This window comes from Sediminibacterium roseum, from assembly GCF_009939005.1.
Taxonomy (GTDB): domain Bacteria; phylum Bacteroidota; class Bacteroidia; order Chitinophagales; family Chitinophagaceae; genus Sediminibacterium; species Sediminibacterium roseum.
Map to the genome: position 1 here is coordinate 1,743,404 of NZ_JAACJS010000015.1, position 17,142 is coordinate 1,760,545.

General features: G+C 48.8%; 16 protein-coding genes and 1 tRNA gene. 4 read left to right on the top strand and 13 right to left on the bottom strand.

The genetic code is table 11. The features are described from left to right. Positions 1–43: 43 nt before the first annotated feature. Positions 44–1,126: a mannose-1-phosphate guanylyltransferase gene (locus GWC95_RS18770; protein WP_161820242.1), complete on the top strand. Its 1,083-nt coding sequence runs from the start codon at positions 44–46 to the stop codon at positions 1,124–1,126. 113 nt (positions 1,127–1,239) lie between these two features. Further along, positions 1,240–2,319, top strand: coding sequence for a 3-oxoacyl-ACP synthase III family protein (locus GWC95_RS18775; RefSeq protein ID WP_161820243.1), 1,080 nt, complete (start codon positions 1,240–1,242; stop codon positions 2,317–2,319). A 131-nt stretch (positions 2,320–2,450) separates the two neighbouring features. Here the strand turns inward: GWC95_RS18775 and GWC95_RS18780 are convergent, their stop codons facing one another. The 11 genes from GWC95_RS18780 to GWC95_RS18830 form a co-directional block, all read right to left on the bottom strand. Continuing rightward, the gene (locus tag GWC95_RS18780) at positions 2,451–4,298 is read right to left on the bottom strand and encodes an amidophosphoribosyltransferase (protein ID WP_161820244.1); all 1,848 of its coding nucleotides are present in this window, start codon (positions 4,296–4,298) and stop codon (positions 2,451–2,453) included. Between the two features lie 54 nt (positions 4,299–4,352). Continuing rightward, complete coding sequence (locus tag GWC95_RS18785; RefSeq protein WP_161820245.1) at positions 4,353–4,916, bottom strand: NADPH-dependent FMN reductase; 564 nt, start codon at positions 4,914–4,916, stop codon at positions 4,353–4,355. 118 nt (positions 4,917–5,034) lie between these two features. Beyond that, complete coding sequence (locus GWC95_RS18790; protein ID WP_161820246.1) at positions 5,035–5,415, bottom strand: OsmC family protein; 381 nt, start codon at positions 5,413–5,415, stop codon at positions 5,035–5,037. Between the two features lie 139 nt (positions 5,416–5,554). After that, positions 5,555–6,079, bottom strand: coding sequence for a YceI family protein (locus GWC95_RS18795; protein ID WP_161820247.1), 525 nt, complete (start codon positions 6,077–6,079; stop codon positions 5,555–5,557). A 49-nt stretch (positions 6,080–6,128) separates the two neighbouring features. Further along, entirely contained in the window at positions 6,129–6,998 is an 870-nt protein-coding gene (locus GWC95_RS18800; RefSeq protein ID WP_161820248.1) for a pirin family protein, read from the bottom strand. Between the two features lie 2 nt (positions 6,999–7,000). After that, positions 7,001–7,720: a pirin family protein gene (locus GWC95_RS18805; RefSeq protein WP_202630314.1), complete on the bottom strand. Its 720-nt coding sequence runs from the start codon at positions 7,718–7,720 to the stop codon at positions 7,001–7,003. A 47-nt stretch (positions 7,721–7,767) separates the two neighbouring features. Next, entirely contained in the window at positions 7,768–8,226 is a 459-nt protein-coding gene (locus tag GWC95_RS19860) for a MarR family winged helix-turn-helix transcriptional regulator (protein ID WP_161820249.1), read from the bottom strand. Between the two features lie 131 nt (positions 8,227–8,357). Then, a complete protein-coding gene (locus GWC95_RS18815; protein ID WP_161820250.1) occupies positions 8,358–9,767 on the bottom strand; it encodes a peptidylprolyl isomerase in 1,410 nt (469 codons plus the stop codon). Between the two features lie 168 nt (positions 9,768–9,935). Beyond that, positions 9,936–12,857, bottom strand: a complete 2,922-nt coding sequence (infB, locus tag GWC95_RS18820) for a translation initiation factor IF-2 (RefSeq protein ID WP_161820251.1) — start codon at positions 12,855–12,857, stop codon at positions 9,936–9,938. Between the two features lie 204 nt (positions 12,858–13,061). Beyond that, entirely contained in the window at positions 13,062–14,312 is a 1,251-nt protein-coding gene (gene nusA, locus GWC95_RS18825; protein WP_161820252.1) for a transcription termination factor NusA, read from the bottom strand. Positions 14,313–14,480: 168 nt separating this feature from the next. Beyond that, a complete protein-coding gene (locus GWC95_RS18830) occupies positions 14,481–14,951 on the bottom strand; it encodes a ribosome maturation factor RimP (protein WP_161820253.1) in 471 nt (156 codons plus the stop codon). A 241-nt stretch (positions 14,952–15,192) separates the two neighbouring features. Between GWC95_RS18830 and GWC95_RS18835 the strand changes: the two genes are divergently transcribed. Beyond that, a complete protein-coding gene (locus GWC95_RS18835) occupies positions 15,193–15,441 on the top strand; it encodes a hypothetical protein (RefSeq protein WP_161820254.1) in 249 nt (82 codons plus the stop codon). A gap of 25 nt (positions 15,442–15,466) precedes the next feature. Here the strand turns inward: GWC95_RS18835 and GWC95_RS18840 are convergent, their stop codons facing one another. Continuing rightward, on the bottom strand, positions 15,467–16,081 hold the full coding sequence (locus tag GWC95_RS18840) for an HAD family hydrolase (protein WP_161820255.1): 615 nt from the start codon (positions 16,079–16,081) through the stop codon (positions 15,467–15,469). Positions 16,082–16,172: 91 nt separating this feature from the next. On the opposite strand from GWC95_RS18840, the gene GWC95_RS18845 reads away from it, so the two are divergent. Then, positions 16,173–16,246: transfer RNA gene (locus GWC95_RS18845), tRNA-Ile, on the top strand. Positions 16,247–16,432: 186 nt separating this feature from the next. On the opposite strand, the gene GWC95_RS18850 is transcribed toward GWC95_RS18845, so the two are convergent. Then, the gene (locus GWC95_RS18850) at positions 16,433–17,044 is read right to left on the bottom strand and encodes a phosphatase PAP2 family protein (RefSeq protein WP_161820256.1); all 612 of its coding nucleotides are present in this window, start codon (positions 17,042–17,044) and stop codon (positions 16,433–16,435) included. Between the last annotated feature and the right edge of the window lie 98 nt (positions 17,045–17,142).

Here is a 17,142-nt window from a genome sequence, read left to right on the forward strand (position 1 = left end):
TGTAATATTGCAGCGCAACAGCCATTCTTAATTAATTGAAGTAATGAACAAGCATCACTACGTAGCGATCATGGCAGGTGGTATCGGCAGCCGTTTCTGGCCGAGCAGCCGCACAGGTTTTCCAAAACAGTTTCTTGACATATTGAATTCCGGGCAATCGCTCATCCAATGGACCTTCGATCGTTTTGCTGCTTTCATCCCTGTTGAAAATATCTACATCGTTACTTCTGAAGAATACATCGATATTACGCAGAAACAGCTGCCGCAGATCAACCCCGAAAATATCCTGGCAGAACCCAGCCGCAAAAACACGGCGCCCTGCGTGGCCTATATTTCTTTCAAGCTCCTGCAAAAAGATCCCGAAGCTTCTTTGATCGTTGCGCCGAGTGATCATATGGTCCTTGACAATGAAGCGTTCCGCAAAATAACCATGCAGGCCCTTGATTTTGCAGGACACATCAAATCGCTTGTAACCCTGGGTATCAAACCCACCCATCCCAATACCGGCTACGGCTATATCCAGCATGAGCCATTGGCCGTTGCAGAGGGCATTTATAAAGTAAAAACCTTTACCGAAAAGCCTAACCTCGAACTCGCCAAGACCTTCCTCGCCAGCGGCGATTTTTTATGGAACGCAGGTATTTTTGTCTGGAAAGTGAAGACCGTAGTGAAAGCCTTCGAGAACCACCAGCCTGAAATGTTTGAGCTGTTCGATGGCGAGAAAGAAAACTTCAACACACCGCGGGAGAAAGAGGCCATCAACCGCATCTATCCCTTGTGCACAAACGTGTCTATCGATTTTGCCATTCTCGAGAAAGCCGAGAATGTATACGTGATCCCCTCTTCCTTTGGCTGGAGCGATCTCGGAACCTGGAACAGCGCATACGATAACCTCGAAAAAGACTACCTCGGCAATGCCGTTGCAGGCGAAAATGTAGTGGTGATAGACGCTACCAAATGCATGGTATCCGCACCCAACGAAAAACTGGTTGTGCTGCAGGGTATGGACGATTTTATCGTAGTAGACACAAAAGATGTGCTGCTGATCTGTAAAAAAGAAAAAGAACAACAGATCAAAGAATACGTGGCGGAAGTAAAACGCAGTAAAGGCGATCGTTATTTGTAAGTTGTACGGGCCCGTTAAATAACTATTGTTAGTTACCCGATCTTTATGCTGAAACACATTGATTATCGCTTGCCCGTTTTTTACTACATTGTGGAATAACTACAGAGAGCAACATGTCGCAGATAAGAACTGTTATCACCGGTACCGGAAGCTATATCCCCCCCAACATAAAAACAAACAGGGATTTTATTGACCAGCCGTTTTTTGGCGAGGACCATGAACCCATTGTTACACCACCCAACGAGATCGTTGACAAGTTCAAAGACATCACCGGTATTGAAGAAAGAAGGTATGCCGATGCCGACATGAACACTTCCGACATGGCCACCCTTGCCGCACGCAAAGCCATTGCGGATTCGGGTGTTGATCCTGAAACGCTCGACCAGATTATCGTTGCCCATAATTTTGGAAACGTTCTCAGCAACACCATTCAAACAGATGCATTGCCCGCGCTTTCATCACGCGTAAAACAATCTTTGGGGATACGCAATCCCGATTGTGTGGCGTACGATATTTTATTCGGCTGCCCGGGATGGATCCAGGGCATGATACAGGCCGACGCATACATCAAAGCCGGCATTGCACGGAAATGCCTGGTAATAGGCGCCGAAACCCTCAGCCGTGTAATTGATAAATACGACCGCGACAGCATGATCTTCAGCGATGGTGCGGGCGCCACGGTGATAGAAGCAGTAGAGGGCGATGAAACAGGCAGCGGAATCCTTGCCGCCAGTGTGCAGAGCCATTGTGTAGACGAAGCTTTTTACCTCAGTTATGGAAAATCAAACTTCCCCGGCGCCGATCCCGATGTTCGCTATATGAAAATGAAGGGCCGCAAAGTATACGAGTACGCCATCAGGAATGTACCGCTTGCGATGAAGGCCTGCCTCGATAAATGCGGGCTGCACGTAACAGACGTAAAAAAATTCTTTCTCCACCAGGCGAATGAAAAAATGGATGAAGGTTTTGTAAAAGCGCTTTATAAACTTTACGGCCTCAGGGATGTTCCCACAGACATCATGCCCATGAGCATTCATAAATTCGGGAACAGCTCTGTGGCAACCATTCCTACGCTCTACGACCTGGTTAAGCACGAATGCTTTGGCTCCCACGAACTTGAACCCGGCGATATCGTAATGTTTGCCTCTGTGGGCGCGGGAATGAACATCAATGCGATCTGCTACAGGGTATAACCAACAGCGAAACCAAACTGTAAAACCTGACCTACATACTATAAACAGGAAGACCGATGCTGAAATCATCGGTCTTCCTGTTATTGAAACAATATCGGTCTTCAACCCGGTGTTTAGTGTCCGATGTTGCGCTAATATCCCCGCACATTCTTTCCTTCCATGTAATTCAAAAAGGCTTTGTTCACCACGCGGTTTCCACCCGCTGTCGGGTAGTTGCCGGTAAAGTACCAGTCGCCGGTGTTGGTAGGGCAACTATCGTGAAGGTCTTCGATGGTCTGGTAGATCACTTCCACATCAATATTGAGTTCTGAAGGCGTGATGAGTTGTGCGATCTTGTCTGAGATCTCAAGCGTAGTAAAAGGTTTGTAGATATGGCGCACCATATTTTCTGTGTGCAGTTGGTTGTTGCGCTGCAATTCCTTTATTTTTTCCTGGATATCGGTGATCACGTGTTCCATGTTGCGTTCTTTCAGCAATGCGATGGCCGCGCGGAACGCGATGAAATCGCCGAGCTTGCTCATGTCTATTCCATAACAGTCAGGATAGCGGATCTGCGGTGCCGACGAAACCACGATGATCTTTTTCGGCTGCAAACGGGCCAGCATACGGATGATGCTTTCTTTGAGCGTTGTTCCCCGAACGATGCTGTCGTCTATCACCACCAGCGTATCTTCATTGCGGCGAACGGTTCCGTAAGTAACATCGTAAACGTGCTGAACCATTTCGTTCCGGTTCGCATCTTCGGTTATGAATGTTCTGAGCTTCACATCCTTGATAGCGATCTTTTCCTGGCGGATCTTTCTCGTTACCATCTCCTCCAGTTTCTCCGGGGTAAAATCGTTGCCCCAGCTGAGTATGCGCTCCACTTTGATCTTGTTCAGGTATTCTTCCATGCCTTTCACCAGCCCGTAAAAAGCAACTTCTGCGGTATTGGGAATGTAAGAGAAGATGGTATTCTTAAGATCGTAATTGATCCTGTCGAGCACCGTCTGGCTGAGGTGGTGCCCCAGCGCGATCCGTTCGCGGTAGATCTTTTCATCGCTGCCGCGTGAAAAATAAATGCGCTCGAAGCTGCAGGCCCTTCTTTCTTTTGGTTCGAGAATTTGTTCTATGCGGTAATTACCTGTGTCGTCTACGATCAGTGCGGTGCCCGGCATAAGTTCCATCACTTCGTTCTCACCCACATTGAATGTTGTTCGGATGGCCGCTCGTTCGCTCGCGGCAACGATCACTTCATCGTTGATATAATAGTAGGCCGGGCGTATTCCATGCGCATCCCTCATCACAAAACTATGCCCGTTGCCGAGCAATGCGCCGATGCTGTAGCCCCCGTCGAACAACGGTGTAGCCTTTTTCAGTACATGAATAATATCCGCGGCATTCGGGTGCTCCTCGTCGGCTTTGGATAAGAAATGATGAAACACTTCCATCATCGCCGCCAGGTCACTCTGTTTCTGAAAATCTCCGGGCGCCATGTTAATGAGGTCGAACAGCTCATCTGTATTTACCATGTTGAAATTACCCGCGAGTGCGAGGTTCTTTCCGGGCATCAGGTCCCTTTTAATAAAAGGATGGCAAAACTCAGCGTTGTTCTTACCCTGCGTGCCATAGCGTAAATGCCCCAGCAGCAATTCGCCCAGGAACGGAAGATGGCCTTTCATCAGCCCCGGGTGTTGTTTGATGTCTGGCTGGTACTTCTCCAGTTCCGCTATCTCCTGACCGATCTTAAAGAAAATATCGGCGATCGGCTGCGGCGCGCAACTGCGCATGCGGTGAAGAAAGGGATTGCCCGGTTCAACATTGAGTTTAACGGCTGCAATACCGGCGCCATCCTGCCCGCGGTTGTGTTGCTTTTCCATCAGCAGGTACAGCTTGTTGAGGCCGTAGGTTACTGCGCCATACTTTTGCTGGTAAAAGGAGAAGGGTTTTCTTAAACGGATGTAGGCCAGGCCACACTCGTGCTTGATGTCTTCGCTCATGGTGGTGTTTAAAAAGAAGTGGCGAAGTTACAACTCCGCCACGTTTTATACTCGTTAATTATACGCTGTTTCAAGTTCCGGCCTGAGCGCTGTGGCCAGCCACAGAAACTCATTAACAAAAATATCTATGTTTCGCTGGAAGGCCTCGTCGAGGAGATTGCCATCCGCATCAAATTTCTTGTCTGCAAACGGGGTTACCAGCATATGCGGCGATGCGATGCCGAACAGGGCCGGTACCAAAAGCAGCAACTGCTGTGTTGATCTCATCCCGCCCATCGATCCCGCGGATGCGGTTACAATGCCAAATGGCTTGTGCGACTGCTTCGGGAAATGGTCAAGTAAATTCTGGAGCGCCGGCGAATAGCTTCCATTGTATTCCGGCGAAACCAGTATAAATGCGTCGGCCGCAAACATGCGTTTGGCCAGCGGCTTGAACGGGTCCGGCGTTTTTTCATCGGATGAAAATACCTGTTGCAACAAAGGCAGGTTCCATTCACGCACATCTATGATGCCTACGTTGTGATTCGTTTTTTCTGATAGAAAGCGCTTCAGAAAAACAGCGATCCGGAAGGATATGCTGTCTTTTTTAGGGCTTCCTGATATGATCTCTATGTTCATTGTTGATTGATTTGCCTGTATGGGCCGGTGTTTTACCGGTTACCAGTACTGCATGGTAACCGTTTAACAATCCAACCACTAACATCTATAACACACAATCCCGCTCCTTGTTCGCCCATCAGGATATTGTTCCGGCGATCTCTACCTCGTTCATCAGTGTTCTCGAAACGGGACAAAGCTCCGCGATCTCCAGTAAGCGTTTCCGCTGGGCATCGTCTACGTTCCCGTGTATTTTTATCGATTTGGTGAAGATCGTCTTCTTATCCACGCGTTGCAGCTTTACGGTTACTTCTATACCCGCCACCGCCAGTTTCTTGCGGTCGGCATACATCCGCAACGTTACCGCGGTGCAGCTTGCGAGCGCCGACTCGAGCAATTCGTCGGGGTCAGGACCGGCATCTGCACCGCCTTTTTCAAGTGGCTCGTCTGATAAGAATTCGTGTCGCCCGTTCTGTAAAGACACGGTGTAGCTGGTTGATCCGATCGTGGCTGTGGTCATCGTAAATAATTAGGTAAGAATCAGGAACGAATATCGACCATGGAAATCGAAAAAGAACATTCTTTCAAAATCCCTCAGGTGTTACCGCTGCCCGCAGGCTGCGGCAACACCAGGGATCGGTATTTATTCCTACATCAACTTATTGCCTGACCATCTCTATGTTAAAATGCAGTTTCACCTCATCACTCACCACAACACCACCGGCTTCTGTTACCGCGCCCCAGGTTAAGCCGAAATCTTTGCGGTTGATCTTCCCGTTGATCTCGAAACCGGCTTTTACCTGTCCCCATGGATCCGTAACCGTTCCACCGTATTCAACGGCGAGCTCAACTGTTTTCGTATTGTCGCGGATGGTAAGATCGCCCGTAAGCGTGTATTGGTCATCGCTTTTTTTAGTAAAGCTTTTCGAAACAAAACTCAGTTTCGGAAATTTATCTGCCGCAAAAAAATCATCGCCTTTCAAATGCGCGTCGCGTTGCTCGTTGTTGGTGGTAACGCTGTCCACATCTGCTTCAAAAGTGATCTTTGCATCGCTGAAATCATCTGCATCGCTTTCAAGCGTGGCATCGAACCTGGTAAAACTACCTGTTACATTGGTGATCATTAAGTGTTTCACTTTAAAAGTGATCTCACTGTGTGCTGCATCGATTTTGTAAGTTGACATAAAATTGGTTTTTAAAATTTATAATTGATGTTTGAATAAATACGGTATCTCAGTCTTCTATCAGTACGCCCATTTTTCCCAACTGGTAATCCCTGAACGCTTCCATCAGTTCTGTCTGGTTGTTCATTACAAACGGCCCGTGCGAAACCATCGGTTCGTTCAGCGGTTCACCGGTTCCGATGAAGAGGCGTGTGTCTTCCGTGGCCTCAAGTTCAAAGCCATCGCCATCGTTGTTGAATACGGCAACATATTTCGCATCTACTTCGCCATCGCCTGTTACGGTGAGCTTTCCATCCATCACATAAATAAATGCGTTGTGTGATGAAGGAATGTTGAAGAAATATTTCCCACCCTTGCGGATGGTTGCCGTAAAGGTGTTCACGTCAGACAATGTTTTGATTGGCCCTTTCACCCCATCCAGTTCTCCGGCGATCACGTTGATGGATGTTGATCCATCTCCCGATCTTACAACAGGCGTTTCTTCAGCCGTGAGCGGTTGATATTGCGGCGCATCCATTTTGTGTTTGGCGGGTGTGTTTACCCAAAGCTGGATCAACTCCTGCCTGCCACCGATCTCATGAATGTCTGCCGGCGGGCGCTCACTGTGTATCACACCCATTCCCGCGTTCATCCATTGTGTGCCGCCTGCGTAAACAATGTTGTTGTTGCCGCGACTGTCGCGGTGATGCACACCGCCTTTAAAAATAAAACTCACGGGCGAGAAGCCGCGGTGCGGGTGCGGACCAACACCGGCATGCCTTGTTTCAACATGCGTGGGTACTTTAATATCTGCGTGGTGAAGCAGCAGGAACGGATCGATCTGTTCGGCCTTTGCAGAAGGGAACGGCTGCCTGATGGGCATTCCGCCCATATCCATTGGCGTTGCGTACAAGATGCTTTTGATCGTTCTGTTTTTCATAATTATTCTCCTTGTGTTTGCATAGGAACTTCGATGAGTAAAATATCTGCGGCGGTAGTTGCGGTTATGCTGATGGAACCCGTTTCTGAAATTCCAAAACCATCACGCGCCTCAAGAACCTGGCCGTTTACGGTAACGGTGCCGTTGAGTACAAAAACATACACACCGTTTCCTTCTTTGTGCAGCTGGTAGTTTGCAGCGAGACCTTCCGAAAGCTTGCCCAGCGAAAACCATGCGTCCTGGTTGATCCACACTGCGTTTGCATCATCGGGAGCAACAACGGTCACGATCTTGTCCTGCCTGTTTTCGGGCGCAAAATTTTTCTGCTCGTAGCGGGGTTCGATGTTTTTTTCTTTCGGATAGACCCACACCTGTAAAAATTTTACTTCCCTGTCGCGGTTTGCATTGGTTTCGCTGTGCGCGATACCGCTGCCGGCGCTCATGATCTGGACATCGTTCTGGCGTATGATCTCGTCCCTGCCCGTACTGTCCTTGTGATGCAGGTCGCCAGACAATGGAATGGAAACGATTTCCATGTTATCGTGCGGATGTTTTCCAAAACCCATTCCTGCGGCAACCGTATCATCGTTCAACACACGCAGCGCTCCAAAATTGTGGCGCTCGGCATTGTAATAGCCTGCGAAACTGAAACTGTGGTAACTGTTGAGCCATCCATGGTTGGCATGGCCCCTTGTATCTGCTTTGTGTAATATCGTTTTCATAATTATCTTTTTAATGCGTGTATATACACCTATTTATTCAAAAAAAATCAGTCTTCGGTTGTCCGTACTTTTTCAAGAAGGTGGTTGAGTTCGGCTGCATCTTTTTCGTTGATGGAAAGCATGCTGTCCATGAGTTTGTCTACCACCGCTGTTGTTGCATTTAAAATGGCTATGCCGCTCTGCGTAAGCGTAATCACCGTTTCTCTTTTGTCGATGGCTGAAGTGGCGCGTTTCACCAGTTTTTTCAGCTCCAACCTGTCTATGATACGAGGCACGTTAGAGTTTTTCTCTATCATTCTGCAGGCAATGTCTTTTACGCACATCTGCTCCGGGTACTTGCCTTTTAAAATGCGCAACACATTGTACTGCTCATGTGTTAACCCGAACTCTTTCATTTCCCTGCTCATTACTGTTTTCAACCACCAGGCTGTGTACAGTATATTCAATCCCGCTTTTTGCACTTCGCTTCTGAATTTTGTACTTTGTATGGCCTTTTCTAATTTCACAATACAAATGTATGTACATACATGTAATTTTCCAAATCTTTTTTTGGGGAAAGGTGCGGGCAATAAAAAAAGGGTAAACAGGATGTGCCGGTTGCCCGTCCTGTTTACCCTTTTGCCGGTATTCTTTTTTCCTAGTTTCTTGCCTGTGCCGCATTGGCCGCCGCCTTGCTCCATTCGTTCAGGCTGCTGCAGGATGCAAAGTCTTTGTCAATCGAAACAAAATAAGTTGGAATATGCTCTTTGAACCATTTTTCCAGCGCACCTGTTTTTTTCTCTTCCAGCGCTCTTTTTGCAACGCGGTCGTAGTCTTCTTTCAGGTTTTCGCGGTGTGGCTCTGTGCGGTTGCGGAGGTATACGAGTCTTACCACTGTTGAACCGCGCTCATCTTTTGTTACCTGTGGTGCCGAATAGCTCCCTGGCTTCAGGTCTTTCAGCAATACAACCATGTCTTTATCGAGCTGGTCGATGGTAAGAAATGTGGTTGCCTGGCCATTGGCATCCCTGCCGGTTTTTGAGCCGGCGGTGAATTTGCTCTGTTCGTCATCGCTGTACTTGCTCACTGCGGCGCCGAAACTGATGGTTCCATCGATAAGGTTCTTGCGCACCGAATCGAGCATCTTCTTTGTTTCATTGATCTCTATGTCTGCGATCGGCGGTATGCGGAGTATGTGTTTTACCACGGCTTCATCGCCCGCGCGGCTCACCATCATAATGATGTGCAGGCCGAATTTTGATTTTACCGGTGCGGAGATCTGTCCTTCTTTCAAACTGAATGCTGTTTTAAGAAAAGTAGGGTCCCAGGTATTTTTATCGTTCCTGTTCAAGGTATACTGGCCGCCGTTCTCTTTTACTGCAGGGTCTTCGCTGTATGTTTTTGCGAGTTGGTCAAATTTTTTCGGTCCCTGTGCCTCTGCCTGTTTTTTATAATCGCTCATTTGTTTGGCAACGTACTCTTCCACATCCTTGTTTGCTTTTGGATGCACAACAATCTCGCTTACCTCTACTTCGCTTTCATAAAAAGGGAGGCTGTCTTTGGGTGTTCTTGCGTAGAACGCTTTTACTTCTGTTGGTGTGATCTTTACCAGCTCCACAATTTTCTGCTGCATCTGGTCGGCCAGTTTCTGCTCGCGTAAGCTTTCGCGGAAATCTTCCTTGATCTGGTATACTGTCTTTCCTTCAATCTCTTCGAGCACTTCTTTACCGCCGTAAGCCTGTATGTAGTAACGGATCCTGTTATCGAGTTCTCCATCCAGTTCATCTTCGTTCACATGAAGCGAATCTTTCTGGGCCTGCAATACCAGCGCCTTGCGGATGAGTTGTCCTTCCATAACCTGGCACTCTGTTGGCAACACCGCGTTTTCCTGTCCGGATTGTGCCGCGCGGCGTTTCATATCTTCGATCGCATTTCTAACGTCCGAGCGGAGAATGATCTTATCACCAACCTGCCCAACGATCCCGTCGGCCAACACTTTTTTTACCTGTGCCGACACCGTAACCACAGCCGCACAGCTCACGATAAGGAGTAAAACCAGTTTCTTCATAATCTCAAAAGTAGTTTGTTATATTATTTGGGGATGGCTTTTAACAAGGTGTTAGCTGTTTGGCTGTCCCCACATGCTTTGGAATATGGCTTTTTTGTAAAGAGGGGTATAAACACCGGATGCTTATACCCCTCAAAAGCCCATGGCCCCGCCCGCAGCCGGTAGCTGCTAGAGCGTTCTCTTCACTTCCTCTTCTTCGAAAGCCTCTACTATATCGCCAACTTTGATGTCGTTGTAATTTTTGATGGTCAAACCGCACTCCATGTTCGATGCAACTTCTTTGGCGTCGTCTTTGAAGCGTTTCAGGCTGCCCAGCTCGCCCGACTGGCCCTCGCCTTTCGGATATTCCACGATACCATCGCGGATGATGCGGATCTTGCTGTTGCGGGCGATCTTTCCTTCGAGTACAAAACAGCCGGCAACCGTTGCCTTGTCGAATTTATAGACCTCGCGTACCTCAACATTGGCCGTGATCTTTTCCTGGATCTTCGGTTCAAGCATACCCTCCATCGCGCTCTTGATCTCGTCGATCGCCTGGTAGATGATCGAGTACAGCTTGATCTCCACGCCTTCGGTTTCCGAGAGCCTGTTGGCCTGCATAGACGGACGAACGTTGAACCCGATGATGATCGCATCCGATGCCGTTGCCAGCAATACATCACTTTCGGAGATCTGTCCTACGCCTTTGTGTACCACGCGTATCGCGATCTCGTCTGTTGAGAGTTTCTGCAATGAATCGCTCAGAGCCTCTACGGATCCGTCCACGTCTCCTTTGATGATGACGTTGAGTTCCTTAAAGTTACCGAGTGCGAGACGGCGGCCGATCTCATCAAGCGTAATGTGTTTTCTTGCACGCAGTCCCTGCTCACGCAGCAACTGTGCACGTTTGGTGGCCACTTCTTTTGCTTCGCCTTCGTCTTCGTAAACGCGGAATTTTTCACCGGCCTGCGGCGCGCCGTTCAATCCCAATATTACTACCGGTGTTGATGGCGGTGCTTCTTCGATGCGCTGGTTACGTTCGTTGAACATTGCTTTTACACGTCCGTAATGCTGGCCCGATACGATCAGGTCGCCCTGGCGGAGTGTTCCGTTCTGTACGAGAATGGTTGCTACGTAACCGCGTCCTTTATCAAGCGAGGCTTCAATGATCGTTCCGTTGCCTTCCCTTTCCGGGTTGGCTTTGAGGTCGAGCACTTCTGCTTCGAGCAATACTTTCTCCAGCAACAGGTCAACATTCAATCCCTGTTTTGCAGAGAGTTCCTGGTTCTGGTATTTACCGCCCCATGCTTCCACGAGGATGTTCATCTGCGAAAGCTGTTCGTATATTTTCTGCGGATTGGCTCCGTCTTTGTCTATTTTGTTCACCGCAAAGATCATCGGAACACCCGCTGCCTGTGCGTGGCTGATGGCCTCTTTGGTTTGCGGCATCACCGCATCGTCTGCCGCTACCACGATGATCGCGATATCGGTAACCTTGGCACCCCTTGCACGCATCGCGGTAAACGCTTCGTGGCCCGGTGTATCGAGGAAGGTGATGGCCTGCCCGTTTGGCAAGGTAACCTCGTACGCACCAATGTGCTGCGTGATACCACCGGCCTCACCGGCTACCACGTTCGCATTACGGATGTAATCGAGCAATGATGTTTTACCATGGTCTACGTGCCCCATGATGGTAACGATCGGTGGTCTTGGCACGAGTTCTTCTTCGCTGTCTTCGTAATCATCGTCGTCCATCTCATCTGCGTCTTCTATACCAATGAACTCCACTTCGTAACCAAATTCACTTACCACGAGCTCTATCACTTCCGCATCGAGGCGTTGGTTGATGGATACCATGATACCGAGGTTCATACATTTCCCGATGATGTCTGCAAAGCTTACATCCATGAGGTTGGCAAGTTCGCTAACGGTAACGAACTCGGTTACCTGCAGCTTGTTGTCTACCACCTCATCGCCCATATTCTCAGCGGCTTCGTCGCGTTTGGCGCGGCGGTATTTTGCCTTGAGGCTCTTACCACGTCCACCCGTTCCGGCAAGCTTAGCCTGGGTTTCGCGTATCTTCTCCTGTATCGCTTTTTGATCGATCTCTTTGTCTTCGCGCCGTTGTGCCGGACCGCCGCTGCGGTTGCCGCCACGGTTTGGACCGCCTTGTCCGCCACGGTTAAACCCACCCTGTCCGCGGTTGTCGCGTCCACCGGTGTTGTTGTTTGCAGGAACGATCGGCCTGTTCGGACCTGTAAGCGGTTTGCCATTTGCATCGCGTGCAGGCTGGGCCGCGCCGGGTTGGCCGGGACCGCCTGCCTTGTCAACAGGAATGCGTTTGCGTTTGCGTTTTTCATCACGGCCCATTGGTTTGGGGCGTGTATCGCTGTTCACAGGTAATTCTATTTTTCCGAGGATCTTTGGCCCTTCGAGTTTTTCTGCCCGGATGTTGGTGATCACGGGAGCCGTTTCTTCCGGAGCGGCTACAACAGGCGCGGGAGCCGGTGCAGGAGGAGGCGCCGGTGCTTCTGCAACGGGTTCTGCTTCTTTCTTTTTGCTCTTGGCCGCAGGTTTTGTTTCTGCCGCAGGCGTTTCTTCGGCAGGCTCTTCTTTTTTCTTCGCGGTCTTTTTCGGACGCGTGGAAGAATCGATGGCCGACAGGTCGATTTTATTGATCACCGTGGTGCCTTCCAGTTCGGGCGCCTCTATTTTAACGATGCCCGGATCAGGAGTTGGTGCAGGTTTTTCTGCCACCGGCTCTGGCTTGGGTGGTTCAGGAACGGGAGCAACCTCCGGTTTGGGCTCTTCTTTGGCCGGGGCCGGTTTCTTCTCTTCTTTCCTGAAAGTGATTTCTTCCTCGTCTCTTTTCTTCTTGTTCTCTGCCTGCGCACCCTTGGGTATCTCTACCTGGTCGGCCTTGTTCTTCGCAACTTTATCGCTCTGGAACTCTGCCTGCAGCGCATAGTATTGGTCTTCCTGGAGCTTGGCGGTGGGCTTCAGGTCATCGCGGTTAAATCCTTTCTTCACCAAAAATTCGACCAGGGTATCCTGGCCAATGTTGAATTCTTTGGCGGCTGCTAACAGTCTCGGTAATTTCAGTTCTGACATTCAGTATTTTTTAGTCCATCTTTTAGGGTCGGCGTTCATGAACTATGGACAATGGCTCATGGACGGTATTCTTTTCAAAAATCGTTCCCAAAGGCAAATTCCTCAGCCCTCGGACAAAGATATGCTCTTATAAGCTGCTTTGGGGCGTTAGGTGTATGGAGTTTGAAGTAAACATCCCCTAACCGCTCCAAACCCTTCACCCTGCTATTCTTCCCTGTCAAACTCTTCCTGGAGGATCCTTCTTACCTCGTCGATGGTATTTTTCTCGAGGTCGGTCCTTCTTTCGAGTTCTTCTGCAGAGAGTTTCAGGATGCTGCGGGCGGTATCGCAACCGATCTTTTTGAATTCTTCGATGATCCATGGTTCGATCTCATCGCTGAACTCATCCATATCGATGTCAAATTCATCTGCCACTTCTTCGTCTTCGCGGAACACATCGATCTCATAACCCGTAAGCTCACAGGCGAGTTTGATGTTCACGCCACGGCGGCCGATGGCGAGTGAAACCTGGTCTGCCTTGAGGTAAACCTCAGCATGTTTCTTCTCGTTATCCAGCTCCATGTAGCTGATCTTGGCCGGTGTTAACGAACGCTGGATCAGCAATTGTATGTTGGATGTGAAATTGATCACATCGATGTTCTCGTTTTTCAGTTCGCGTACGATGCCATGGATACGGCTTCCTTTCATACCTACGCAGGCGCCCACCGGGTCGATCCTGTCGTCGTAAGATTCCACGGCCACTTTCGCCCTTTCTCCCGGGTCGCGAACGATCTTTTTGATGGCGATCAACCCGTCGAAGATCTCGGGAACCTCGATCTCGAGCAATTTGGCAAGGAACAAAGGACTTGTCCTGGAAAGGATGATGACAGGCGAGTTGTTTTTCAGGTCAACACGGGCCACCACGGCACGGATGTTCTCCCCTTTCTTGAAATAATCCTGCGGTATCTGTTCAGACTTTGGAAGGATGAGCTCATTGCCTTCTTCATCGAGCAGCAAAACTTCTTTTTTCCATACCTGGTACACTTCAGCGGAGATGATATCGCCGATGCGTGCGCCGTATTTCTGTATGAGTACATTTTTCTTCAGGTCGCTGATGCGGCTCGCCAGTGTTTGTTTGGCGGCGAGGATGGCGCGGCGGCCGAAATCGAAAATGTTTACTTCTTCGTAGAGTTCTTCACCCACTTCAAAATCGGGTTCGATCTTGGAGGCCTGGGTGTAGGCAACTTCGGCCAGGGGGTCCATCACTTCACCATCATCAACGATCATCCTGCGGCGGATGATCTCGAGATCACCTTTTTCCGCGTTCACGATCACGTCAAAATTATCATCGCTCCCGAATTTCTTACGGAGCAAGGTTTTGAATACGTCTTCAACGACTTTCATCATCGTGGGGCGGTCGATATTTTCTGCGTCTTTAAACTCCTGGAACGCCTCAATGAGATTGATACTGGCCATAGTTTTTGTTTTTACTTTATGTTGGCTGTTTTAGCTGCGGGCCTAATGCTCCCCGGCTGCAAGCCAGTTTGGTATTGAATGTTTGTTTTGCGGCAAATCGCGCTTTGGCTGATTTACCTATTGATTGAATTGTTTTTTTTCGATCTTCCGGTAGCCGGTGCCCGAAGCTTAAAACTTCACCTGCACAACAGCTGTCTTGATATTCGCAAACGGAACCACGATCTGCTGGGTTACCGCTTTTTTGCCTTTTCCTTCGGTGTGTTCGAGGATGATGTCTGCGTCGGTTACAGAGAGCAGTTTGCCTTCTTTTTTGGTGTCGTCGTTGAAGGTGATCTCCAGGTCGCGGCCAATGTTTTTGGTAAACTGCCGCGTGAGTTTCAACGGTTCATCCAGGCCGGGCGAAGAGACTTCGAGCGAAAAATCGCCGTCGGGGTACATCCCGCTTTCTTCGATCGCCTTATACAGCCTGCGGTTGATGCGCACGCATTTTTCGATGGTGATGCCCTGGTCGCCGTCCACGAACACTTTTACATTGTTGGTGGGTTTGATGCGCAGGGATACGAGAAAGAACTCGGGTTCTTCCGCCAGGATCTCGCCCACAAAGGCCTCCAATTGTTGTATCTGTGCTTCGTTTGCCATGTTAAAATAGAAGAAGGGAACGCTTCCGTTCCCTTCTTTCGATTCATTGTATGTTGCAAATGTAGGTCTTTTTTTCAGAAATCCAAGAAAGCCAAGGGAGATTTGGGGCCCGTATTCACCCAACAAAACTGTCAAAATGTTGTTAAGGGCACAGTGCCTGGCTAATATTGGTCAAAATATTACGACCAACCGATCGTCAACCTTAACAAAAAACACCATCATCAGCCATTATCTTTGACCCATGTTACTGAAATACATCTTTTACGGCCTTCTTATTTATTTCCTGTACAAGTTCATTTTCGAACTGGTTATTCCTGTGGGCAAAGCCACTTCGCAGGTGAAAGACAAAATGCGCGAGATGCAGCAGATGCAGCAACGCCAGCAGGAGCAGTTTCAGCAACAGCAGCAGCAACAGGCGCGTGCGCAGCAACAGCAGGCCTCTACGGCGCCATCGAAAGGCGATTATATTGAATTTGAGGAGGTGAAATAGCCATCCTGCCCCCCAGGAAAGAAACTCAAAGGCCCAGTTCCATCACAGACATTGGTTTCTCCAGGAAAACCGTTTGCATGCCCAGTTCGGCGGCGGCGATCGTGTTTTTTTCGGTATCGTCGATGAAGAGGGTTTCAGAAGGAACCAGCTCCTGCTCGTCGAGAATCAACTGGTAAGATGCCGGGTCTGGTTTGCGGAGCCCCATTTCGTGGGAGTAATAGGCTTTTACAAAAACATCATTGAAAACTTTACCGGTTTGTTTTTCAAACGCCGCAGCGAACCATTTGTAGTGAACCTGGTTGGTGTTTGAAAAAAGAAAGATCCTGTACTTTTCCGCGATCGAAAACAGCCATTCCACCCGTTCTTCCGGGAAGCGGATGAGCAGGGCGTTCCAGGCATCGCGTACCTGGCTGTGACTGAGGTGCCTGCAGTTGCAGATTTCCTGGATGTGGTTGAAAAAGGCTTCGTCTGACTGTTTGCCTTTTTCAAAATCGGAGAAAAAAGCATCGGCGTGGTATTGGTTGTAGAGCGAGAGAAAATTGTGAACGCCCAGTTTTTCAAAGGCCTGGCCGGTGCGGGCGAAGTCGATATCGAGCAAGACCCCGCCGAGGTCGAAGATGATGTTCTTAGGATTCAGCATAGCCCCAAAGGTAAGCGAGGAGAAATGGTTTTGAATGTGTGCCCGATTTTGTTATTTTTGCCGCCTTGTTGATCTGATGCTTCAGATCAATGGGCCTATAGCTCAGTTGGTTAGAGCACCTGACTCATAATCAGGGGGTCCCTGGATCATGCCCAGGTGGGCCCACTTAATAATCAAGCAGTTATGAAGGGAAACCTCATAGCTGCTTTTTTGTTGTGCAAACAATTTGCAAACAAAACCGCTTGAGGGTTCATTTTGTGTGATATGGTTATGCGCGGATAACATCGGTTTATCTAAGTTAAGTTTTGTAAATAAAAAAGCAATAAAAAGATACTAATCCATTTCCTTATCTCACAAAGATTGGTGACTCTTGGGCCATATTTTTTTACACAACCATTCAGAAAGAATGGCACTGCCAGTACCAAGTGCGGCACCGGCTACCACATCACTTGGGTAATGCTGGCCGAGGTAGAGGCGCGAATATCCAACGCCAGCAGCCCATGCAAAAGCTGGTACAATAACATACCATTTCTTATAATGCATACTCAAAGTCATAGCCGTAGCAAAAGCAAATGAAGTATGCTGTGAAGGGAAAGACAACCCAGTCTCACTATTATCAAAAGGATGAACATCCAATGGGTAGGTAATAAAGGGGCGGTCGCGATTAACAGTATATTTAGTCGCTTGGGTGATTAACATCGAGGTAAGGATCCCGCCTGCGATATGAAGGGCTTTGACCTTACCATTTTGATTGCGTTTAAGCTGGCTGACCAGGTACATGCCCACCGGCAGGCCAATGATGACCGGTGATACGGAAGAACTAAACCCGCGCCAGACACCACTGTTGGGCACATCGGGATTGATCCCTTTTAAAATATTGATGTCAAGGTTCTGTGAGATACAGGTCGCAGTGCAAAAAATAAACAACAGCACAAATAACAAACGGATTTGCGGTATAGCCATATGTAAAATAAACCCCCGATTCTGAGGAAATTCTGAATTCGAAAAAAGATACCGCTTCTACAGAATCTCTCCAATATTATAGAGCAACTTCGCTATTG